Source organism: Microbacterium commune, assembly GCF_014836945.1.
Lineage (GTDB): Bacteria > Actinomycetota > Actinomycetes > Actinomycetales > Microbacteriaceae > Microbacterium > Microbacterium commune.
The window spans coordinates 69,452-91,746 of the sequence record NZ_JACSPX010000002.1; the positions used below are offsets into that span (position 1 = coordinate 69,452).

Here is a 22,295-nt window from a genome sequence, read left to right on the forward strand (position 1 = left end):
CTCGGGCTCTCCTTCCGCGCGAGAGATCGCACTGAACGCACGGGCCGATGATGTCCCCGGGTTCACCTGAAATCTGAGGACGGTGACTGGTGTACTTCCAGCCTCCCTACGGCGCCTCCGGCGCCTACCCCCCGAAGCAGGGTCTGTACAACCCCGCCCACGAGAAGGATGCCTGCGGCCTGGCCATGGTCGCGACGCTCCGCGGGGAACCCGGCCATGACATCATCGCGCTGGCGCTCGAGGCGCTGCGCAACCTGGAACACCGCGGTGCGATCGGCTCTGATGCCGGCACCGGCGATGGCGCCGGCATCCTCACCCAGATGCCGGATGCGTTCCTCCGAGAGGTCGTCTCCTTCGATCTCCCCCCTGCAGGCGAGTACGCCGCAGGCCTCGCGTTCCTCCCCCGGGAGTCGAGCGCCCGCCGTGAGCAGAAGGCCGGCATCGAGCGCATCGCCGCCGCCGAGGGCCTGGACGTGCTCGGGTGGCGAGTCGTTCCCACCGCGAATGAGCACCTCGGCCAGCTCGCCGACGAAGCCCGCCCGGCCTTCGAGCAGCTCTTCATCAGCATTCCCGGCGCCCGCGGCGGCTCGCCGCTGACCCTCGACCGGTTCGCCTACCGACTGCGCAAGCGCGCCGAGCACGAGCTCGGCGCCTACTTCGTCTCGCTGTCGTGCCGCACGCTCGGCTACAAGGGCATGCTGACCACCCTGCAGCTGGAGCCGTTCTACCCCGATCTGCAGGACGAGCGCTTCGCCTCCGAGCTCGCGGTCGTGCACTCCCGCTATTCGACGAACACCTTCCCGTCGTGGCCGCTCGCGCAGCCGCTGCGCATGCTGGCGCACAACGGCGAGATCAACACGGTCGGCGGCAACCGCAACTGGATGCGCGCGCGTCAGTCGCAGCTGCACTCCGATCTGCTGGGCGACATCCGTCCGCTCCTGCCGATCTGCAGCGACAGCGCGAGCGACTCCGCGTCCTTCGACGAGGTGCTCGAGCTGCTGACCCTCACCGGGCGCAGCCTGCCGCACGCGATCATGATGATGGTGCCGGAGGCGTGGGAGAAGCAGTCCGACATCGCGCCGGATCTGCGCGCCTTCTACGAGTTCCACGACATCCAGATGGAGCCCTGGGACGGTCCGGCCGCGCTCATCTTCACCGACGGCAGCCAGGTGGGAGCGACCCTCGACCGCAACGGTCTGCGCCCCGGACGGTGGACGGAGACGGTCGACGGACTGGTCGTCATCGGCAGCGAGACCGGGGTGCTCGAGTTCGAGCCCGAGCGGATCAAGCGGCGCGGACGGCTGCGTCCCGGTCACCTGTTCCTCGTCGACACCGCGCAGCGCCGCATCATCGAGGACGCGGAGGTCAAGAGCGAGCTCGCGGCACTGCATCCGTGGCAGGAGTGGCTGGATGCCGGTGCTGTGCGCCTCGCGGATCTCCCGGAGCGCGAGCACATCGTGCATCCCGCCGCATCCATCACCCGCCGCCAGCGCACCTTCGGCTACACCGAGGAGGAGGTGCGGGTGCTGCTCACCCCGATGGGGCAGACCGGTGCCGAGCCGCTCGGCGCGATGGGCAGCGACACGCCGATCGCGGTGCTCAGCGACCGGCCGCGCCTGCTGTTCGACTACTTCGTGCAGCAGTTCGCGCAGGTCACCAACCCGCCGCTCGACGCGATCCGCGAAGAGGTCGTGACCAGTCTGCGGCTCGGCCTCGGACCGCAGCTCAACCTCCTGGAGTGGGGTCCGGAGCACGCGCGCGCGGTGAGCCTCGACTTCCCGGTCATCGACAACGACGAGCTCGCGAAGATCAAGCACGTCGACCGCGCGCTGCCCGGCCGGCGCAGCGCGACCATCTCCGGCCTCTACCACTTCGATGCGGGCCCGCAGTCGCTGCCCGAGCGGCTCGAGGCCATGTGCGCCGAGGCCGACGCGGCGATCGAGCGCGGCGCGGAGTTCCTGATCCTCTCCGACCGGGACTCCGACAAGGACCGCGTGCCGATCCCGTCGCTGCTGATGGTCTCGGCCGTGCACCACCACCTGATCCGCCGTGAGACGCGCATGCGCGTCGGCCTGATCGTGGAGGCCGGGGATGTGCGCGAGGTGCACCACGTCGCCGCGCTGATCGGCTACGGCGCCGCGGCGGTGAACCCCTATCTCGCCATGGAGACGGTGGAGCATCTCGTGCGCACCGGGTTCATCACGGGGATCACACCCGACGAGGCCGTGCACAACCTCATCCACGCCCTGGGCAAGGGCGTGCTGAAGATCATGTCGAAGATGGGCATCTCGACCGTCTCGTCCTACGCGGGAGCGCAGGTGTTCGAGGCGATCGGCCTCAGCCAGGAGTTCGTCGACCGCTACTTCACGGGCACTGAGACGAAGCTCGGCGGCATCGGCATCGCCGACGTCTTCGCCGAGAACCAGAGGCGGCACGACTACGCCTACCCGCAGGACGCCGCACCGCGGGCGCACGAGCGTCTCTGGACGGGCGGCGAGTACCAGTGGCGGCGAGACGGCTCGCCGCACCTGTTCAACCCCGAGACGGTGTTCCGGCTGCAGCACGCCACCCGCACCCGCCGCTACGACATCTTCCGCGAGTACACCCGTCTGGTCGACGACCAAGCTCGCGAGCTGAAGACGCTGCGCGGACTGTTCGAGCTGCGCACCGGCGAGCGGCCGCCGGTGCCCCTCGACGAGGTCGAGCCGGTGAGCGCGATCGTGAAGCGGTTCTCGACCGGAGCCATGAGCTACGGGTCGATCTCGCAGGAGGCGCACGAGACCCTCGCGATCGCGATGAACCGCCTCGGAGCGAAGTCGAACACGGGCGAGGGCGGTGAGGACCCGGAGCGTCTCACCGACCCCGAGCGACGCAGCGCCATCAAGCAGGTCGCATCCGGCCGATTCGGCGTGACGAGTCAGTACCTCACCGAGGCCGACGACCTGCAGATCAAGCTCGCCCAGGGCGCCAAGCCCGGAGAGGGCGGGCAGCTGCCGCCGCAGAAGGTGTACCCGTGGGTGGCTCGCACACGGCACGCCACCCCGGGTGTCGGGCTGATCTCCCCACCGCCGCACCACGACATCTACTCGATCGAAGACCTCAAGCAGCTGATCTTCGACCTGAAGCGCGCCAACCCGAAGGCGCGGATCCACACCAAGCTGGTGAGCCAGTCGGGCATCGGCGCGGTCGCGGCCGGCGTCGCGAAGGCACTCAGCGACGTCGTGCTCGTCTCGGGACACGACGGCGGCACGGGTGCGAGCCCGCTGAACTCGCTGAAGCATGCCGGCACGCCGTGGGAGCTGGGCCTCGCCGAGGTGCAGCAGACTCTCATGCTCAACGGCATGCGCGACCGCGTGGTGGTGCAGGTCGACGGGCAGCTGAAGACCGGACGCGACGTGATCATCGGCGCGCTGCTGGGTGCGGAGGAGTTCGGCTTCGCCACCGCGCCGCTGGTCGTCAGCGGCTGCATCCTGATGCGGGTGTGCCACCTCGACACCTGCCCGGTGGGCGTGGCGACGCAGAACCCGGTGCTGCGGCAGCGCTTCACCGGCAAGCCGGAGTTCGTGATCAACTTCATGGAGTTCATCGCCGAGGAGGTGCGCGAGCTGCTCGCCGCGCTCGGGTTCCGCTCGATCGACGAGATCATCGGCCGGCACGACCTGCTGCGCACCGATCCCGCGGTGCGGCACTGGAAGACGGATGGCCTCGATCTCGCGCCGATCCTCGAAGGTCCGGCGTTCCCCGCCGGGGAGCCCAGGCGCAGCGCTCGGGCGCAGGATCACGAGCTCGAGAAGCACTTCGACGCGGCGCTGCTGGCGCATGCGACCGAAGCCATCGACAGCGCGCTGCCGGTCGTCATCGAGCTGCCGATCCGCAACACCGAGCGCGCCGTCGGCACGATGCTCGGCCATCACGTGACGGCCCGGCACGGGGTGGCGGGGCTTCCGCGCGGAACGATCGACATCACCCTGCACGGCACCGCGGGGCAATCCCTCGGCGCCTTCCTGCCGCCGGGCATCGTGCTGCGACTCGAGGGCGACGCGAACGACTACGTCGGCAAGGGCCTCTCGGGCGGAGACGTCACCATCCGTCCGGCCCGGGATGCCCGGTTCGAGCCGCATCGCAACGTGATCGCGGGCAACGTGATCGGCTACGGGGCGACCAGCGGCAGCATGTACATCTCCGGGGTGGTGGGGGAGCGGTTCCTGGTCCGCAACTCCGGGGCGACCGCGGTCGTCGAAGGCGTCGGGGATCACGCTCTGGAGTACATGACGGGCGGCGTCGCGGTCATCCTCGGCGACACCGGCCGCAACCTCGGCGCCGGGATGTCCGGCGGGGTCGCGTATGTGCGCGGGCTCAGCGAGGCGCGGGTGAACAGCCAGGCGCTGCAGAGCGGCGAGCTGCTGCTCACGGCGCTCGAGCGCGACGATGCGGAGGTGCTGCGCGAGCTGCTCGTCGAGCACGTCGAGCGGACGGCCTCACCGCTGGCATCCGCTCTCCTGGACGACTTCGAGAGCGTCATCAACGAATTCACGAAGGTGCTGCCGCGGGATTACGCGGCTGTGCGCACCATGCGCCAGGAGGCGGAGGCCGCGGGGATCGACCCCGACGGCGACGTCGTCTGGGACCGGATCCTGGAGGTGACCGGTGGCTGACCCCAAGGGCTTTCTGAAGACGACCGAACGCGAGCTGCCGCCCCGGCGGCCGGTGCCGGTGCGGATCATGGACTGGAAAGAGGTCTACGAGCCGGGCGACCGGGCCGTTCTGAAGCGTCAGGCGAGCAGGTGCATGGACTGCGGTGTGCCGTTCTGCCACTCCGGATGCCCGCTGGGCAACCTCATCCCGGAGTGGAACGACCTGACCTGGCGCGGCGCCGACCGCGCGGCGATCGAGCGGCTGCACGCGACGAACAACTTCCCCGAGTTCACCGGCAGGCTGTGCCCGGCGCCGTGCGAGAGCGCGTGCGTGCTCGGCATCAACCAGCCGGCGGTCACGATCAAGCAGATCGAGGTCTCGATCATCGACGAGGCGTTCGAGAACGGGTGGGTCGAGCCGCAGCCGCCGCAGCGTCTCACCGGCCGCACGGTCGCGGTGGTCGGGTCGGGACCCGCCGGTCTCGCCGCGGCCCAGCAGCTCACCCGCGCCGGGCACACGGTGGTCGTGTTCGAGCGGGATGACCGGATCGGCGGGCTGCTGCGCTACGGCATCCCGGACTTCAAGATGGAGAAGCGCCACCTCGACGCGCGCCTGCAGCAGATGCAGGAGGAGGGCACCCGCTTCCGCCCCGGCGTGGAGATCGGGCGGGATCTGTCGTGGGACGAGCTGCGCGGCCGCTACGACGCGGTGCTGATCGCCACGGGGGCCACGGTGCCGCGCGACCTGCCCATCCCCGGTCGCGACCTCGACGGCGTGCACTTCGCGATGGACTATCTCGTGCCGTCGAACCGCGTCGGTGCGGGTGACGAGGTCGCCGGTCAGATCACCGCGGCCGGCAAGCATGTCGTCGTGATCGGCGGCGGTGACACCGGCGCCGACTGCATCGGAACCGCGCACCGTCACGGCGCGCGCAGCGTGACCAACCTCGCGATCGGAAAGCAGCCGGGAACGGTGCGATCCGAAGACCAGCCGTGGCCGACCATGCCCACACTGTTCGAGGTGCAGTCCGCGCACGAGGAGGGCGGTGAGCGCACGTACCTGGCCTCCACCGTGGAGTTCCTGGGCGACTCGGAGGGGCGCGTGCGTGCCGTGCGCGTCGCGGAGACCGAGTACGTGGACGGCCGGCGCGTGCCGCGCGGCGGCACCGAGCGGGAGATCCCGGCCGAGCTCGTGCTCATCGCCATGGGGTTCACCGGCCCCGAGACGGCGTCGTACGGCGGAGACACCGTGCCGGTGGTGACCGACCGCGGCAACCTGCAGCGCGACGGCGAGTACGCCACCGCCGTGCCCGGCGTGTTCGTGGCCGGCGACGCCGGACGCGGGCAGTCCCTCATCGTGTGGGCGATCGCCGAAGGCCGCTCGGCGGCCGCGGCGATCGACAGGCACCTGATGGGTGCCACGGTGCTGCCCGCCCCGGTCGCGGTCACAGATGTCGCGTTCAGCGTTCAGCCCGCGTAGGCTGAGCGCGGCAACGTCGCCATGTTGATTTCTGTCCTCTTACCCTGGAGATGATGTTGAGACGCGCGAAGATCGTCGCCACACTCGGCCCTGCAACCTCGACCTATGAGAAGGTCCGTGCCCTTATCGACGCCGGTGTGGACGTCGCCCGCCTGAACCTCAGCCACGGGGACTACTCGGTGCACGAGGCGAACTACTCGAACGTCCGTCGGGCGGCCGAGGACTCGGGTCGTGCCGTCGCCATCCTCGTCGACCTTCAGGGGCCGAAGATCCGGCTCGGCCGCTTCGAGGACGGTCCGTACGAGCTCGAGGTCGGTGACATCTTCAAGATCACCACCGAGGACATCATCGGCAACCGCGAGATCTGCGGTACGACGTTCAAGGGACTGCCCAACGACGTCAAGCCGGGCGACTTCCTGCTGATCGACGACGGCAAGGTGCGCGTGGAGGTCGTCGAGACCGACGGCACCGTCGTCACCACGAAGGTCATCGTCGCCGGCGCCGTCTCGAACAACAAGGGCATCAACCTGCCCGGTGTCGCGGTCAACGTCCCCGCCCTGAGCGAGAAGGACGAGGACGACCTGCGGTGGGGTCTGCGCATCGGCGCCGACGTCATCGCCCTGTCGTTCGTGCGCAACGCCACGGACGTCGAGCGCGTGCACGAGATCATGGCCGAAGAGGGTGTCCGCATCCCGGTCATCGCGAAGATCGAGAAGCCGCAGGCGGTCGACGCCCTCGAGGAGATCGTCGACGCGTTCGACGGGATCATGGTCGCTCGTGGCGACCTCGGCGTCGAACTGCCCCTCGAGGCTGTTCCGATCGTGCAGAAGCGCGCTGTCGAGCTCGCCCGCCGCAACGCGAAGCCGGTCATCGTCGCGACGCAGATGCTCGAGTCGATGATCTCGAGCCCGGTGCCGACCCGCGCCGAGACCTCCGACGTCGCGAACGCCGTCCTCGACGGGGCCGACGCCGTCATGCTCTCGGGCGAGACGAGCGTGGGCGACTACCCGATCGTCGTGGTCGAGACCATGGCGCGGATCATCGAGTCGACCGAGGAGCACGGGCTCGAGCGCATCTCGCCGCTGAACACGAAGCCCCGCACCCAGGGCGGCGCGATCACGCTCGCCGCGCTCGAGGTGGCCGAGTTCGTCGGCGCGAAGTACCTGTGCGTCTTCACCCAGTCGGGTGACTCGGCCCGCCGTCTGTCGCGTCTGCGGCCCCGCATCCCCATGATGGCGTTCACTCCGGAGCCGGGCATCCGCCGCCGCATGGCCATGACCTGGGGCATCCAGTCGACGCTGGTGGAGATGGTGCAGCACACCGACTCGATGTACCGCCAGGCGGACGAGTACCTGCTCGGCAGCGGCCTGGCGAAGGAGGGCGATCAGATCGTCGTGATCTCCGGATCGCCTCCCGGGATCATCGGTTCGACCAACGACATCCGCGTCCACAAGGTCGGGGATGCCGTGGGCGGTGCGGCTCCCGTCTACAAGACCGGAGTCTGAGCAGCATTCCAGCGCTGAGGGGCGGGCCCGACGGGTCCGCCCCTCGGCGCTTGTGCGCGTGAGACGCGATACGGTGCTGGGATGACGACGGAGACGCAGCAGACGCATCGCATCGGGTCGCTGCGCGTGCGCACGGTCGCGTCTGGGGGCACCGCGGCGACGACGTTCGTGCTGGTGCACGGGATCGGCATGTCGCACCGCTACCTCGAGCGGCTGCACCATGCCCTGACGGCGCACGGGAGGGTGATCTCCGTCGACCTGCCCGGTTTCGGCGGTCTGCCGAAGCCAGGACACGACGTCGATGTCGCGGAGATGGCGGATGCCCTCGGCGCCGTGCTCGACGAGATCGCGACCGGGCCCGTCGTGCTCGTCGGCCAATCGATGGGGACGCAGTGGGTCGTCGAGCTCGCCGCTCGTCGTCCCGATCTCCCCCTGGCGGTGATGCTGATCGGCCCCGTGGCGGACGAGCGTCGCCGCACCGTCCTGCAGCAGGCCTGGCTGCTGGCGCTGGACACGGTGCGGGAGCCACCGGGCGCGAACGCCCTGGTGTTCGGCGACTACCTGCGGTGCGGTCCGTTCTGGTACCTGACGCAGCTGGGGCACCTGCTGGACTACCGCATCGAGGATCGGATCGGGCAGCTGAACGTACCCGTGCTCATCATGCGCGGCTCCCGCGACCCGATCGCCTCGCTGAGCTGGTGCCGGCATCTGCGCGCGGCAGCGCGGACCGCGGAGCTGGTGGAGATCCCCGGCCGTGCCCACAATGCGCAGCACACGGCGCCTGGCGCCGTGGCATCCGCCATCGAGCACTTCTGCTCCGCGCACCTCGCGGCCGGGGTGCGGGACGGCGACGCCGGGTGAGCGGCCTGCTGCGCAGAGCCATCTGGTGGGCGCAGGACTACGCCTACGCGGCGGCATGGCAGATTCGCGCCTTCGGCGACCGGGACAGGGCCGAGGCGTACTCCCGGGGCACCGGAGTGCCGATCGTCGTGCTTCCCGGCATTTACGAGAGCTGGCGTTTCATGCGGCCGCTGATCGAGCGGGCGCACCGTGACGGGCATCCGGTGCACGTCATCGAACCGCTCGAGCGCAACCTGAGCCCGATAGCCGAGATGGCCGACCGGGTGAGCACCTATCTCGCCGAGCACGACCTGCACGACGTGGTGCTGCTGGCGCACAGCAAGGGCGGTCTCGCGGGCAAGCTGGTGATGCTGGGCCGCGAGGCGTCGAGGGTGCGCGGCATGCTCGCGGTCGCGACCCCGTTCGGCGGATCTCGCTACGCCAGGATGATGCTGACCCGCAGTCTGCGCGCGCTGTCGCCGCGGCATCCGTCGATCACCGCCCTCGCCGCCCAGCGCGACGCGGACGCGCGGATCGTGTCGATCTACTCGCGGTTCGATCCGCACATCCCCGAGGGCAGCGAGCTGCCCGGCGCGAAGAACGTGCCCCTCGACACGGGAGGCCACTTCCGCGTGCTCGCCCATCCTCGGGTGATCGCCGAGCTCGCGGCCCTGTCTTCGTGATGCGCAGAGGGCCGCCCCTCCGGGACGGCCCTCTGCGCATGTGCCGGCGGTGGGACTCGAACCCACACGCCCTCTCGGACAGAGCATTTTGAGTGCTCCGCGTCTGCCATTCCGCCACGCCGGCCGGCACACCGCGCATTCGACTGTAGCGCAGCCGCACAGGTCGACCGTGCGCGGTTTCCGCCGACGCGGGCGGGCTTCGACTAGGATGGACGGGTGACTGAGCAAGAGCAGCCCGAGCAGCCCACGGCATCCGCCCCGCGTCGCGTCGTCGTCGCTGAGGATGAGTCGCTGATCCGCCTCGACATCGTCGAGATCCTGCGCGACAACGGATTCGATGTCGTCGGCGAAGCCGGCGACGGCGAGACCGCCGTGCAGCTGGCCACCGAGCTTCGGCCCGACCTCGTGGTCATGGACGTCAAGATGCCCCAGCTCGACGGCATCAGCGCCGCCGAGAAGCTGCACAAGGCGAACATCGCCCCCGTCGTGCTGCTCACGGCGTTCAGCCAGAAGGAGCTCGTCGAGCGCGCCAGCGAGGCCGGGGCCCTGGCCTACGTCGTCAAGCCCTTCACCCCGAACGACCTGCTGCCCGCGATCGAGATCGCTCTGGCCCGCCACGAGCAGATCATCACGCTCGAGGCCGAGGTCGCCGACATGGTCGAACGCTTCGAGACCCGCAAGCTCGTGGACCGCGCCAAGGGTCTGCTGAACGAGAAGATGGGCCTGAGCGAGCCTGAGGCGTTCCGCTGGATCCAGAAGGCGTCGATGGACCGTCGCCTCACGATGCAGGACGTCGCGAAGGCGATCATCGAGCAGCTCGCTCCCAAGAAATGACTTCGGTCCGAGTCGCATCGACTCGGACAGTGAAACGGCCCCCGACGTCACGCCGGGGGCCGTTTCGCGTTCTCCGTCAGGCGTCGACGGTCTTGATCAGGTTCGTGATGCGGATGGTGGAGCAGCGCCGACCCTGCTCGTCGGAGACGGCGATCTCGTGCACGGTCATGGTGCGCCCGAGGTGCACGGGTGTGCAGACGCCCGTCACGAAGCCCGAGGTCGCCGAGCGCGTGTGGGTCGCGTTGATGTCGATGCCGACCGCGAGACGGCCGGGTCCGGCGTGCAGGTTCGCCGCCATCGACCCGAGCGACTCGCCCAGCACGACATAGGCGCCGCCGTGCAGCAGGCCGACCGGCTGCGTGTTGCCCTCGACCGGCATCGTCGCGACCGCGCGCTCGACGGTGAACTCGGTGAACTCGATGCCCATCTTCTCGGCCAGCGCGCCCATGCCGCGGTGCGTGGCCCACTCCAGCCCGGTCATCTCGGTCTGCTCGCTCAATGCTCCTCCTCAGCACGTGTCCGTCGCCCTCGTTAGGCTTGCAGGGTGACGGACTCCGCAAAGCCTACCCTCATGGTCGTCGACGGCCACTCGCTCGCCTACCGGGCCTTCTTCGCCCTCCCGGTCGAGAACTTCACCACCAAGGACAACCAGCACACGAACGCCATCTACGGCTTCCTGTCGATGCTCGTGAACCTGATCAAGGCGGAGAAGCCGACGCACATGGCGATCGCGTTCGACACGTCACGTCACTCGTTCCGCACCGAGGAGTACCCCGAGTACAAGGCGACCCGGTCCGAGACCCCGGGGGAGTTCAAGGGCCAGATCCCGCTGCTGCAGGACTGCCTGGCGGCGATGTCCATCCCGGTGCTGACGCAGGAGGGGATCGAGGCCGACGACATCCTCGCCACTCTCGCGAAGCAGGGGTCGGAGCAGGGGTACGACGTGCTGGTGGTCTCGGGCGACCGCGACACCATCCAGCTCGTGAACGACGACGTCACGCTGCTGTACCCCTTGGTGCAGGGGGTGTCGCAGCTCAAGCGCTACGACCCGGTCACCGTGCAGGAGCGCTACGGGGTGCGACCGGAGCAGTATCCCGACATCGCCGCCCTCGTCGGCGAGACGAGCGACAACCTGCCCGGCGTTCCGAAGGTCGGCGAGAAGACCGCGGTGAAGTGGCTCACCCAGTTCGGCAGCCTCGACGAGCTGCTCGCGCGCGCCGGCGAGATCAAGGGCGTCGTCGGCGGCAACCTGCGCGAGCACATCGAGGATGTGCGCCGCAACCGCAGGCTCAACCGCCTGCTGAACGATGTCGAGCTGCCCGTCACCCCGGCTGAGCTGATCGTCAGGCCCATCGACGCGCAGGGGGTGCGCGACATCTTCGCCCGCCTCGAGTTCCGCACACTCCTGCCCCGCGTCTTCGAAGCGGTGGGCGCGCCCGACGAGCCGGCACACGACGAGCCGGCCGTCGCGGTGCCGGAGCCCGTCGAATCGTCCGCGGCCGAACTCGCCGCATGGCTGGGGGAGCAGCAGGGCGAGGTCGGTCTGCTGCTCACTCTCGTCGGCGGAGCCATCACGCGAGTCGGCGCGGCGACCGAGACCGAGCTGCGCGAGTGCAGCTGGGGCCCGGAGACGGCGCACGCGCTCACCGCGTGGCTCGAGTCCGATGCGCCCAAGGTGCTCAACGACGCCAAACCGCAGGTCAAGGCGCTGCTGCGCGACGGCATCCGGCTGGGCGGACTCGCTCACGACACCCTGCTGGCCGGCTGGCTGATGCGGCCGAGCTTCCCCGACAAGACGCTCGCGCACCTCGTCGGCCGGTACCTCGACGAGAAGCTCCCCGAAGCCGACCCCACACAGCTGGTCCCGGAGACCGACGGTGCGACTCCCTCACAGGAGGCGTGGTTCACGCTGCGCACCGCCGCCGCCATCCGTGAGGCGATGCCCGCGTCGGTCGCAGCCGTGCTCGGCGACATCGAGCTGCCCGCGGTCATCGCCCTGGCCGACATGGAATCGGCGGGGGTGGCGGTATCGCACGACGTCCTCTCCACCTTCTCGGGCGAGCTGCTCGCGCGCACCGACGTGCTCGCCGCCGAGGCGTTCGCTCTCGTCGGGCGGGAGTTCAACCTCGGCTCGCCCAAGCAGCTCCAGGAGGTGCTGTTCGAAGACCTGCAGCTGCCGAAGACCCGGAAGACCAAGACGGGGTACTCGACGGATGCCGCGGTGCTGGCCTACCTGCAGGACACCCACCCGCATCCCTTCCTCGCGCTGCTGCTGCAGCATCGGGAGGCGACCAAGCTGCGCCAGATCATCGAGTCGCTCGATGCGGCGATCGGCGACGATCACCGCATCCACACCACCTATGTGCAGACCGGAAGCCAGACCGGCCGCCTGTCGAGCACCGACCCGAACCTGCAGAACATCCCCGTCCGCACCGAGGAGTCGCGCCGCATCCGCAGCGCATTCCAGGTCGGCGAGGGGTACGAGGCGCTGCTGACCGCCGACTACTCCCAGATCGAGATGCGCATCATGGCGCACCTGTCGGGCGACCCTGGTCTCATCGAGGCGTTCAACTCGGGTGAGGATCTGCACCGTTTCGTGGGGGCGCGGGTGTTCGGGGTCGAGCCCGAGGAGGTGACCTCGGCCATGCGCACGAAGGTCAAGGCCATGTCGTACGGTCTCGTCTACGGGCTCAGCGCGTTCGGCCTGTCGAAGCAGCTGCGCATCGAGCAGTCGGAGGCGAAGCAGCTGATGCTGGAGTACTTCGCCCGCTTCGGAGCCGTGCGCGATTACCTGCGGGCGTCCGTGATGCAGGCGAAGGAAGACGGCTACACCGAGACGATCTTCGGTAGACGGCGTCCGTTCCCCGACCTCGCGAGCCCCAATCGTGTGCTGCGTGAGAACGCGGAGCGGGCCGCGCTGAACGCGCCCATCCAGGGCAGCGCCGCCGACATCATGAAGATCGCGTTGAACCGCATCCACGCAGACCTGCGCGAGCGGGGGCTCACCTCGCGCGCCCTGCTGCAGATCCACGACGAGCTCGTCGTCGAGGTCTCCGCGGGGGAGTGGGACGAGGTCGAGGGCATCGTCCGCGATCGCATGGCCGGTGCTGCCGAGCTCACCGTGCCGCTGGACGTGCAGGTGGGCCGCGGGCGCGACTGGAACGAAGCCGCGCACTGATCCCCGGCGCGGAGGGGCGCGAGGCTAGGCTCGAGATCATGAGTTCCGAGCCTCGCACCCCCTCTGCCATCGATCAGATCGCCGAGGACTGGGTCGACACCCTGGTAGACCTGTCGCCCATCCTCGCGACCTACATCGGACGCAACGAGGCAGGCGCCCGCCTCGACGACGTGAGCCCGGAAGGGCACGAGCGCAGCATCGCCGCAGCGCGCGAGACGCTCGCCGCTCTGAATGCCGCGACCCCCGTCGACAGCATCGACGAGGTCACCAGGACCGACCTCTCGGCAGAGCTGCGACTGCAGCTCGAGCTGCACGATGCGCAGTGGCATCTGCGCGACCTGAACGTCATCGCCTCGGCGCCGCAGGACTTCCGTCAGGCGTTCGACCTCATGCCCACCGACACGATCGATGACTGGGCGGTCATCTGCGAGCGGCTGGCCGCGGTGCCGACTGCGCTGAAGGGGTACGTCGAGACGCTGCGCCAGGGCATCCGGCACGGCGTCGTGCCCGCGCGCCGCCAGGTCACGGAGGTCGCCACGCAGATCGCCCGGTACAGCGCCGATCGCGGCTTCTTCGCCTCGTTCGCCGCCACCGCCGGGCCGCGTGACGGCCAGCTGCCAGCCTCCCTCGCCCGCGACATCGCCGATCACGCCGGCGCCGCACGGGTCGCCTACGACGATCTCCGCCACTTCCTGATCAGCGAGCTGGCGCCGGTCGCCGGTTCCGAGGACGCCGTCGGGCGCGACCTCTACGCACTCAACTCCCGTCGCTTCCTCGGCGCGAGCATCGACCTCGACGAGACCTACGAGTGGGGCCGCGAGGAGCTGCAGCGGATGATCACCGAGCAGGAGGCGATCGCGAACGAGATCCTGCCCGGCGCGAGCGTCGAAGAGGCTGTCGCCCACCTCGAGGCCGACGCCAGCCGCAAGCTGCACGGCACCGACGCGCTGCAGAGGTGGATGCAGGAGACCAGCGACCGGGCCATCGCCGATCTCGGTGCCAGCCACTTCGACATCCCCGAGCAGATCCGCGAGCTCGAGTGCATGATCGCCCCCACCCAGGAGGGCGGGATCTACTACACCGGCCCCACCGACGACTTCTCCCGCCCCGGTCGGATGTGGTGGTCGGTTCCGGAGGGCGTCACCGAGTTCGACACCTGGCGCGAGCTGACCACCGTCTACCACGAGGGCGTCCCCGGTCATCACCTGCAGATCGCGCAGGCGACGTACAACCGCGCCGAGCTGAACACCTGGCGGCGAGTGCTCGCCGGCACCTCGGGCCACGCGGAGGGGTGGGCGCTGTACGCCGAGCGACTCATGGAGCAGCTCGGATACCTCGCCGACCCGGCCGATCGTCTGGGCATGCTCGACGGCCAGCGCATGCGCGCCCTGCGCGTCGTGCTCGACATCGGCGTGCACCTGCGCAAGCCGCGGCTGGACGGCGACGGGATCTGGGATCACGACTACGCGCTGGAGCAGATGCGGCGCAACGTGAACATGCCCGACGAGTTCCGTCGGTTCGAGGTCAACCGGTACCTCGGGTGGCCGGGACAGGCGCCGTCGTACAAGGTCGGTCAGCGGATCTGGGAGCAGGTGCGCGACACCGTGCAGCAGAAGCAGGGCGACGCCTTCTCGTTCAAGGACTTCCACAAGCGCGCCCTCGACATCGGCGGGGTCGGGCTCGACACCCTCCGCACCGCCGTCACCGGCTGAGCGCGGCGGTGCGGCGCCCCTACGATGAGAGGATGCCGCACACCGAGCTCCCGAGCCGTGCATCCATCGCGTCCCGACTCGACGCGCTGCCCTTCGCCCGGCCCCACCTGCGTGTGCTCACCGGGTCGGGCCTCGGATGGGCGCTGGATGCGATGGACGTGGGTCTCATCTCGTTCATCATCGCGGTGCTCGCCCAGCAGTGGCAGCTGACGCCGGGGGAGACCGGATGGATCGCGTCCATCGGGTTCGTCGGGATGGCGATCGGCGCGAGCGTCGGAGGCCTGCTCGCGGATCGCCTCGGCCGACGGCAGGTGTTCGCGATCACCCTCCTCATCTACGGCCTCGCCACCGGCGCCAGCGCCCTGGTCGGCGGAATCGCGATGCTGCTGGTGCTGCGCTTCTTCGTGGGACTCGGTCTGGGGGCGGAGCTTCCGGTCGCGTCCACCTACGTCAGCGAATTCGCCCCCGCGGCGATCCGAGGCCGCGTGATCGTGGTCCTGGAGGCGTTCTGGGCCGTCGGATGGACGGCATCCGCCCTCATCGGCTACTTCGTCATCCCGGCGTCCGCCGACGGCTGGCGATGGGCGTTCGCCCTCGGGGCGATCCCCGCGGCGTACGCGCTCGTGGTGCGGTGGGGACTGCCCGAGTCGCCACGCTGGCTGGCCTCTCGAGGACGCCTGGCCGAAGCCGAGCGGATCGTGTCGACGTTCGAGACGGCAGCCGACCTGCGACGCACTCGGGCACCGCGGGCGGATGCCGCGGTGCGACCGGTCGCGGTGAGCGCCGCACAGCGGGTGGGGGCGCTGTGGTCTGCCGAGTTCCGCACGCGCACGCTGTGCATCTGGCTGGTCTGGTTCTGCGTGAACTTCGCCTACTACGGAGCGTTCATCTGGATCCCCAGCATCCTCGTGCAGGCCGGGTACGACCTGGTGCGCTCGTTCGGGTTCACCCTGCTGATCACCCTCGCCCAGCTGCCCGGGTACGCCGTCGCGGCGTGGCTGATCGAGGTCTGGGGGCGCCGGGCGACCCTGTCGGTGTTCCTCGCCGGATCCGCGGTCTCGGCGATGCTGTTCGGCACCGCGAGCACGGAGGGCGCGATCATCGCGACGGGGATGGCGCTGTCGTTCTTCAACCTCGGCGCGTGGGGAGCGCTGTACGCCGTCACTCCGGAGCTGTACCCGACGTCTCTGCGTGCGACGGGCTCGGGGTGGGCGGCCGGCGTGGGTCGTCTGGCGTCGATCGTCGCGCCGCTGCTGGTGCCCGTGCTGCTCGCCACGGGCGGCGCGCCGCTCGCCTTCACGACGTTCGCCGCCTTCTTCGTCGTGGCGACCGTCGCGGCGTGGGGCCTCGCGGATCTTCGCGGTCGCGCGCTCGACGAGCGCTGATCGCGTCACGCGACCTGGGTCGGGTCCTCACCGCAATAGGCTGAGAGCATGGCGGCTGTGCGGTTCGTGGCGATCGGGGATTCCTTCACCGAGGGCGTGGGCGACGAGCTGCCCGACGGGCGCGTGCGGGGCTGGGCCGACCTGGTCGCGCAAGGGTGGGCGGATGCCGTCGCCGAGCCCATCCAGTACGCCAACCTCGCCATTCGCGGGCGGCTGATCTGGCCCATCGTCGAAGAGCAGCTCGAGCCCGCACTGGCGCTTCGGCCGACGCACCTGTCGTTCAACGGCGGCGGCAACGACATCCTCCGACCGAACGCCGACATCGAGCACATCGCCGATGCGTTCTCCCGGGTGCTGCGACGCTGCGATGAGGAGGGCGTCACTCTGATCCTGCTGTCCGGCGCGAACCCGAGCGCGCAGCTGCCCATGGGGCCGCTCTTCCAGCGCCGGGGCGACGCGCTGTCGGCCGCGGTGCTGCGGCGCGTCGAGAATCGTCCCGATGTCGTCCGCGCGCTGAACTGGCCGGATGCCGAGCTGTCCCGCCCCCGCTACTGGTCGCAGGACCGCCTGCACATGAACGCGAACGGCCACCACCGGGTCGCCGCGCGTGTGCTGCACGCGCTCGGCCTGGAGCCGCCCGAGGAATGGTGGACGCCGAGCACGGATCACCCGGCAGGTCCTGTCGGTCTCGCGTACTACCGGCAGTTCGTCGGGCCCTGGGTGCGGCGGCGGGTGACGCGCACGTCGTCGGGTGATGGACGGGTCGCGAAGTTCCCCGCCTGGGTCGAGACGATGCCGAGGTGACCGCTCTCACCGGCAGACGCCTGCCGCGTCGCGTCGCGCAGCTGCTGATCGGCGTGTTCCTGTACGGCATCGGCATCGCCTTCATCGTGCGCAGCGGGCTCGGCGCAGCGCCCTGGGACGTGCTGACCCAGGGCATCACCCGGCACGTGCCGCTGAGCTTCGGCATCGTGACGACCCTCGTCAGCGCGATCGTGCTGCTGCTGTGGATCCCCATCCGTCAGAAGCCCGGCGCGGGCACGGTCGTGAACGCGCTCCTGGTCGGCCCGTCGGCCGACGTCGGGTTCCTCTTCATCCCGGTCGGCAGGGATGTGTGGCAGCAGGCCCTGCTCTTCGCGATCGGTCTGCTCGTGCTGTCGGCCGCGACGGGGATGTACATCGGCGCGCACTTCGGTCCCGGACCGCGCGACGGGCTGATGACCGGTTTGCACGTGCGACTGCGTCGCCCGATCTGGATCGTGCGAACCTGCCTCGAGGTGACGGTCGTGCTCGTCGGATGGGCGCTGGGCGGCACCGTCGGCATCGGCACGCTGCTGTTCGCGCTGCTCGTCGGTCCGCTCTGCGAGTTCTTCCTGCGGATCTTCGCCGTGCCGCGGTCCTCGCGGCCGGCACCGAGCACCGGCCCCGTGTCTGTGCAGGGCTGAGCGTGGAACTGTGGGAGATGCGGGCGCTGCCCGGCGGAGTCGTGACACGGCACGGTGCTCGCCGCGGGGAGCAGACGACCGTGCAGCTCGAGCCGTTCGAGATCGGCGCCTTCGCCGTCACCGAGGGCCAGTTCGCCGAGGTGCTGGGCATCGCCGCCCAGCACCCGAGACGCCCGGCGCGCGATCTCAGCTGGTTCCGCGCCATCAGGTTCTGCAACGCCGCATCGGAGTGGGAGGGCCTGGATCCGGCATACTCCTTCGACGGTGAGGACGTCACCTGGCACGTCGACAGCGACGGGTACCGCCTGCCGACCGAGGCGGAGTGGGAGTACGCCTGCCGCGCCGGATCAGTCGGGCCGCAGTACGGTCCGCTCGACGAGATCGCGTGGTCATCACGCGATGCGGTCGGAGCGCCGCAGGATGTCGGCTTGAAGCTGCCGAACCTGAACGGCCTCTTCGACACGCTCGGCAACGTCTGGGAGTGGTGCTGGGACCTCCTCGACCCCGAACTGCACGACGACCACCGTGTCTTCCGTGGCGGCTGCTTCACCGACGACACGTGGAGCGTCCGGGCATCCGTTCGCCGCGGGGGAGCTCCCCGCACCCATCACGACGACGTCGGCATGCGGCTCGCGCGCGGCGGCTTCGACGGATCGGATGCCGCACAGGGCTGGTCCGCGCGCGCCGATGTCGAGCGCGGCGGGCGCGGGGGATCGCGCCCGTTCGGCAGGGCCCCGCGTCGCTGACCCGCGCGGCTGGCCCGCGTCGCCCACGACACGCACCGATCCGAGAAGGAGAACTCATGACCAAGCCGATCGAGATCGTCATCTCGCAGGGACGCGTCGGCGACCGCACGACCGGGGCGCTTCCGGGCGCGTTGAGAGCCGGTCGGGCGCTGTCGCGGATGCTCGACATCGAGGCTCGAGTGGTCGGCACGCCCGCCCCGGCGCAGGAGGACGACTGGTCGGAGTGCCTGCCCGCCGCAGCCGAGACGCTGCACGCGCTGCGCGACGCGGTCCGCGACGCCTTCGACCGCGATGCGACCCCCGTGCTCGCCACGAACACCTGCGGGGCGAGCATCGGAACCCTGCCGACTGTCGCGCAGCGCTTCCCCGAGGCCGTCGTGCTGTGGATCGACGCGCACGGCGATTTCAACACGCCGGCGACCACGGCATCCGGCTACCTCGGGGGAATGGTCGTCTCGGCGGCGTGCGGCCTCTGGGACAGCGGACACGGAGCCGGTCTGAATCCCGCCCAGGTGGTGATCGTCGGCGGACGCGACATCGACCCCGACGAGCGGATGCTGCTCGATCAGCACGGAGTCATCGTGCTGTCACCGGACGAGAGCTCACCAGAGCGGATCGCCGAGATCGTGGCCGGTCGGGACGTCTGGATCCACGTCGACTGGGACGTGCTGGAGCCCGGCTACATCCCGGCCGCCTACCGGGTGGATGCCGGACTGCTGCCGCATCAGATCGACGCGATCTTCGCCGCGCTCGACCCCGCGCGGGTGCTCGGCGTGGAGCTGGCGGAATTCGAGGACGGCGATCAGGGCATCCCGTCGCACCTCAGCGTCGAACTGATCCTGGAGACGTTCCAGGCGCTGCGTCTCGGCGTCCCGCGCGGCTGACGCCCGGGTCAGCGACGCCCTCCACGCTCGGGGTCGAGCCCCATCCGGATGCGGGTGCTCTTGCGCTCGCGGATGATGAACGACGCCCCGAGCAGCCAGAGCGGGATCTGGGTCGCGAACGCCCAGCGGAACGCCTCGAGCGAATAGGTGTCCGGCGTGCCGGCGCCCTGCAGGTCGAGCATGAGGCCGATGAAGAAGATCGCGATGAGTGCCGCGAGGAATCCGCCGGAGTTGGTCACACCGGTGGCGGTGCTGAGCCGGTGGGCGGGGTTGTGCGTGCGGGCGTGGTCGAACGCGATCATGGATGCCGGTCCGCCGGCGGCCAGGCACACCACGAGCACGATGAGCAGCCAGATCGGTGCCGGTCCCTGCCAGAGGATTACCGTGCTCCACGCGACCACCTGGACGAGGATGCTCGGCAGCACGAGGGCGAGCGAGCGTCGGGTCGGGATGCGTCGCGACAGCATGCCGAGCACCGGGCTCAGGGCCATGCTGACGAGCACGTTCACCGACAGGATGCCGGCGGCGCCTGCGGGGGAGAGCCCCTGCCCTGCGGTGAGGAAGGGCATGCCCCACAGCAGCAGGAAGGCGGTGCTGGCGAACGGGGTGGTGAAGTGCGACCAGAACGCCAGTCGGGTGCCGGGATGCGCCCAGGCGGCGCGGATGCCGACGCCGGTGTCGATCGCCGAGGTGATCACCTGAACCACGCCCGTCTCGGTGTTGACCGTGACGTCCGCGCTGCGCTCGGGTGGGTGGTTGCGCACGAGCATCCAGACGAGGATGGCGAAGAGCAGACCGAGCCCGGCGACGCTGCCGAAAGTGATGGTCCAGTTCGTCGAGTGCAGCAGCGCGGCCAGCGGCGTGAGCGCGATGAGCTGGCCGGTCTGGCCGACGAGGCCCGTCAGCTGTCCCATCACGGGTCCGCGCTGGGCGGGGAACCACGTGGCGACGAGGCGCAGCACAGCGGGAAACACCGCCGCGTCTCCGGCGCCCAGCAGCACGCGCGCGATCAGAGCGATGCCGATGCTCGGGGACACCGCCATCACGAACTGCCCGAGGGCCATGAGCAGCATCCCGATCACCATGATCGGACGCGACCCGTACCGATCGAGCAGCACCCCGATGGGTATCTGCAGGCCGCCGTACACGGCGAGCTGCACGACCGCGAAGAGCGAGAGCGTCGCCGCGTCGGCCTGGAAGCGCTCGGCGGCGTCGACGCCCACCGCGCTGAGCGAGCTGCGGTTGGTGATCGCCAGGACGTATGCGGCAACGGCCACACCCCACACCAGCCAGCCTCTCCAGCCGGGAGTCGCGCGGGGGAGGGGAGTATGGCTCACCCGTCAAGGCTAGTCCTGGCGAGCGGGTGACACGACGCAGCTGTCAAGGCCATCAGCCCGCCGCTCCCGTCGACCTAGAGTGGTGTCGTCGCCGGGCACCGGACAGGCGACGGGAGGACTCGATGACCAACGATGATTCGCTGCCCACGTCGGGCATGCTCGACGCGCGGTACGAGATCCTCGAATGCGTCGGCCAGGGCGGCATGGCACGGGTGTACCGCGCAAAGGACACGCTTCTCGGACGGGTCGTGGCGATCAAGCTGCTTCGCGGCGAGCTCGACGGCGACGACGCGTCGGCCGGGCGTGCGCGGGGAGAGATGACCGCACTCGCGTCGCTCAACCACCCCGCGCTCGTCACGCTCTACGACGCGCAGCTGCAGCCGGGGCGACCGGAATACCTGGTCATGGAGTTCGTCGACGGACCGACGCTCGCCGCCCGCATCGCCCAGGGGCCCCTCGCCCCCTCGGATGTCGCCGCGCTCACGGCCGACCTCGCTGAGGCACTGCACGTCGTGCACAGCGCGGGTATCGTGCACCGCGACATCAAGCCGTCGAACGTGCTGCTCTCCGACGCCGCGTTCCCCGCCAGCCGCTCGGGTGCGAAGCTCGCCGATTTCGGCATCGCCGCCCTGGTCGACGCGGCGCGCCTCACCTCGCCGGGGATCGTGATCGGCACCGCGGCTTACATCGCCCCCGAGCAGCTGCACGGGGCGATGCCCGCGCCTGCAGCTGACATCTACTCGCTGGGGCTGGTGATGCTCGAGGCGCTGACCGGCCGTCGCGCGTTCCCCCAGTCGGAGGGCATCGGCGCGGCGATGGCGAGACTGACGTCAGCGCCGGACGTGCCGGTCGAGTTCGGGCCGGCGTGGTCGAGCCTGCTGACCGCGATGACCGCCACCGACCCGGGCGAGCGGCCGAGCGCGTCGGACGTGTTCGACGCGGCATCGGCTCTCGCCGCCGCTCCCGCGTCGCCGCCGCGACCGACGGTACCGGCCGCCGTCGCCGCGGCCGCGCTGGCGGCAGGTGCGGTGCCGTCGGCGGGTGCCGAGGCTCAGACAGCCGCGATGACCGCTCCGACCCGCCTGCTCGCGGCGGAGACCGGGGCGCCTCCCGCCACCCCGGTGCCGCCGCCGGCGTCCGGCGAGGCAGACGCTGCCGCCCCGGGTGCCAGGGGCCGCCGACTCGGCGTCGTCGCAGCGGCAGCCGCGGTGACGGCTGCCGCTGCCGTCGTCGCCGGGGTGTGGATGACGGGTGGCGCCGCACCCGAGCCTGCGTCGACCAACCCGGCGGATACCCGGTCGTCCGCTCCGGCGACGCCGCCCGTGCCCGCGAGCACGCCCGACCAGGACGCCGAGCCGCAGCCCGACCAGGGCGCGAATTCAGATCGCAAGGCGCAGGAGAAGGCGGCGAAGGAGGCCGAGAAGGCCGCGGAAGAGCAGCGGAAGGCCGCAGAGAAGGCGGCCGAGGAGCAGCGCAAGGCTGCCGAGAAGGCCGCGAAGGACGCCGAGAAGGCACAGGAGGAAGCGGAGAAGGCGAAGGAGGATGCGGAGGATACGACGCAAGACGTCGAGGATACGACGGAGCAGCCGTCGCCCTCGCCTACCGCGTGACGAGCAGAAGCGCGTAGCTTCT

16 protein-coding genes and 1 tRNA gene are annotated in these 22,295 nt (G+C 70.1%); 14 read left to right on the plus strand and 3 right to left on the minus strand.

The features are described from left to right. Positions 1–89 precede the first annotated feature (89 nt). The 5 genes from gltB (at position 90) to H9633_RS09690 (ending at position 9,142) form a co-directional block, all read left to right on the plus strand. On the plus strand, positions 90–4,655 hold the full coding sequence (gltB, locus tag H9633_RS09670) for a glutamate synthase large subunit (RefSeq protein WP_318247252.1): 4,566 nt from the start codon (positions 90–92) through the stop codon (positions 4,653–4,655). Further along, complete coding sequence (locus tag H9633_RS09675) at positions 4,648–6,114, plus strand: glutamate synthase subunit beta (protein WP_191713022.1); 1,467 nt, start codon at positions 4,648–4,650, stop codon at positions 6,112–6,114. Before gltB ends, H9633_RS09675 begins: the two co-directional genes overlap by 8 nt. 56 nt (positions 6,115–6,170) lie before the next feature. Beyond that, positions 6,171–7,619, plus strand: a complete 1,449-nt coding sequence (gene pyk / locus H9633_RS09680) for a pyruvate kinase (RefSeq protein WP_071644491.1) — start codon at positions 6,171–6,173, stop codon at positions 7,617–7,619. Between the two features lie 81 nt (positions 7,620–7,700). Continuing rightward, positions 7,701–8,480: an alpha/beta fold hydrolase gene (locus H9633_RS09685; RefSeq protein ID WP_191713023.1), complete on the plus strand. Its 780-nt coding sequence runs from the start codon at positions 7,701–7,703 to the stop codon at positions 8,478–8,480. After that, on the plus strand, positions 8,477–9,142 hold the full coding sequence (locus H9633_RS09690; RefSeq protein WP_191713024.1) for an esterase/lipase family protein: 666 nt from the start codon (positions 8,477–8,479) through the stop codon (positions 9,140–9,142). The genes H9633_RS09685 and H9633_RS09690 overlap by 4 nt, the downstream gene beginning before the upstream one ends. Before the next feature lie 41 nt (positions 9,143–9,183). Here H9633_RS09690 and H9633_RS09695 read toward each other — a convergent pair. Next, positions 9,184–9,266, minus strand: a tRNA-Leu gene (locus tag H9633_RS09695). A 92-nt stretch (positions 9,267–9,358) separates the two neighbouring features. On the opposite strand from H9633_RS09695, the gene H9633_RS09700 reads away from it, so the two are divergent. After that, positions 9,359–9,976, plus strand: a complete 618-nt coding sequence (locus tag H9633_RS09700) for an ANTAR domain-containing response regulator (RefSeq protein WP_071644465.1) — start codon at positions 9,359–9,361, stop codon at positions 9,974–9,976. Positions 9,977–10,052: 76 nt separating this feature from the next. Here the strand turns inward: H9633_RS09700 and H9633_RS09705 are convergent, their stop codons facing one another. After that, complete coding sequence (locus H9633_RS09705; protein WP_191713090.1) at positions 10,053–10,457, minus strand: hotdog fold thioesterase; 405 nt, start codon at positions 10,455–10,457, stop codon at positions 10,053–10,055. A gap of 90 nt (positions 10,458–10,547) precedes the next feature. Here H9633_RS09705 and polA point away from each other — a divergent pair, with 90 nt between their 5' ends. Genes polA through H9633_RS09740 form a run of 7 tightly spaced genes read left to right on the plus strand, consistent with a single transcriptional unit; the run spans position 10,548 to position 19,326 of the window. Then, a complete protein-coding gene (gene polA, locus H9633_RS09710; RefSeq protein WP_225211367.1) occupies positions 10,548–13,154 on the plus strand; it encodes a DNA polymerase I in 2,607 nt (868 codons plus the stop codon). Positions 13,155–13,192: 38 nt separating this feature from the next. After that, positions 13,193–14,866, plus strand: coding sequence for a DUF885 domain-containing protein (locus H9633_RS09715; RefSeq protein ID WP_191713026.1), 1,674 nt, complete (start codon positions 13,193–13,195; stop codon positions 14,864–14,866). A 32-nt stretch (positions 14,867–14,898) separates the two neighbouring features. Further along, on the plus strand, positions 14,899–16,251 hold the full coding sequence (locus H9633_RS09720; protein ID WP_191713027.1) for an MFS transporter: 1,353 nt from the start codon (positions 14,899–14,901) through the stop codon (positions 16,249–16,251). A gap of 48 nt (positions 16,252–16,299) precedes the next feature. Beyond that, a complete protein-coding gene (locus H9633_RS09725; protein WP_191713028.1) occupies positions 16,300–17,055 on the plus strand; it encodes an SGNH/GDSL hydrolase family protein in 756 nt (251 codons plus the stop codon). Then, complete coding sequence (gene yczE / locus H9633_RS09730; RefSeq protein WP_083428784.1) at positions 17,052–17,696, plus strand: membrane protein YczE; 645 nt, start codon at positions 17,052–17,054, stop codon at positions 17,694–17,696. Before H9633_RS09725 ends, yczE begins: the two co-directional genes overlap by 4 nt. Positions 17,697–17,713: 17 nt before the next feature. After that, on the plus strand, positions 17,714–18,442 hold the full coding sequence (locus H9633_RS09735) for a formylglycine-generating enzyme family protein (protein ID WP_225211389.1): 729 nt from the start codon (positions 17,714–17,716) through the stop codon (positions 18,440–18,442). A gap of 56 nt (positions 18,443–18,498) precedes the next feature. Further along, positions 18,499–19,326, plus strand: coding sequence for an arginase family protein (locus H9633_RS09740; RefSeq protein WP_191713030.1), 828 nt, complete (start codon positions 18,499–18,501; stop codon positions 19,324–19,326). An 8-nt stretch (positions 19,327–19,334) separates the two neighbouring features. On the opposite strand, the gene H9633_RS09745 is transcribed toward H9633_RS09740, so the two are convergent. Further along, positions 19,335–20,663, minus strand: coding sequence for an MFS transporter (locus tag H9633_RS09745; RefSeq protein WP_071644459.1), 1,329 nt, complete (start codon positions 20,661–20,663; stop codon positions 19,335–19,337). A gap of 122 nt (positions 20,664–20,785) precedes the next feature. On the opposite strand from H9633_RS09745, the gene H9633_RS09750 reads away from it, so the two are divergent. Next, the gene (locus H9633_RS09750; protein ID WP_191713031.1) at positions 20,786–22,273 is read left to right on the plus strand and encodes a serine/threonine-protein kinase; all 1,488 of its coding nucleotides are present in this window, start codon (positions 20,786–20,788) and stop codon (positions 22,271–22,273) included. Positions 22,274–22,295 lie beyond the last annotated feature (22 nt).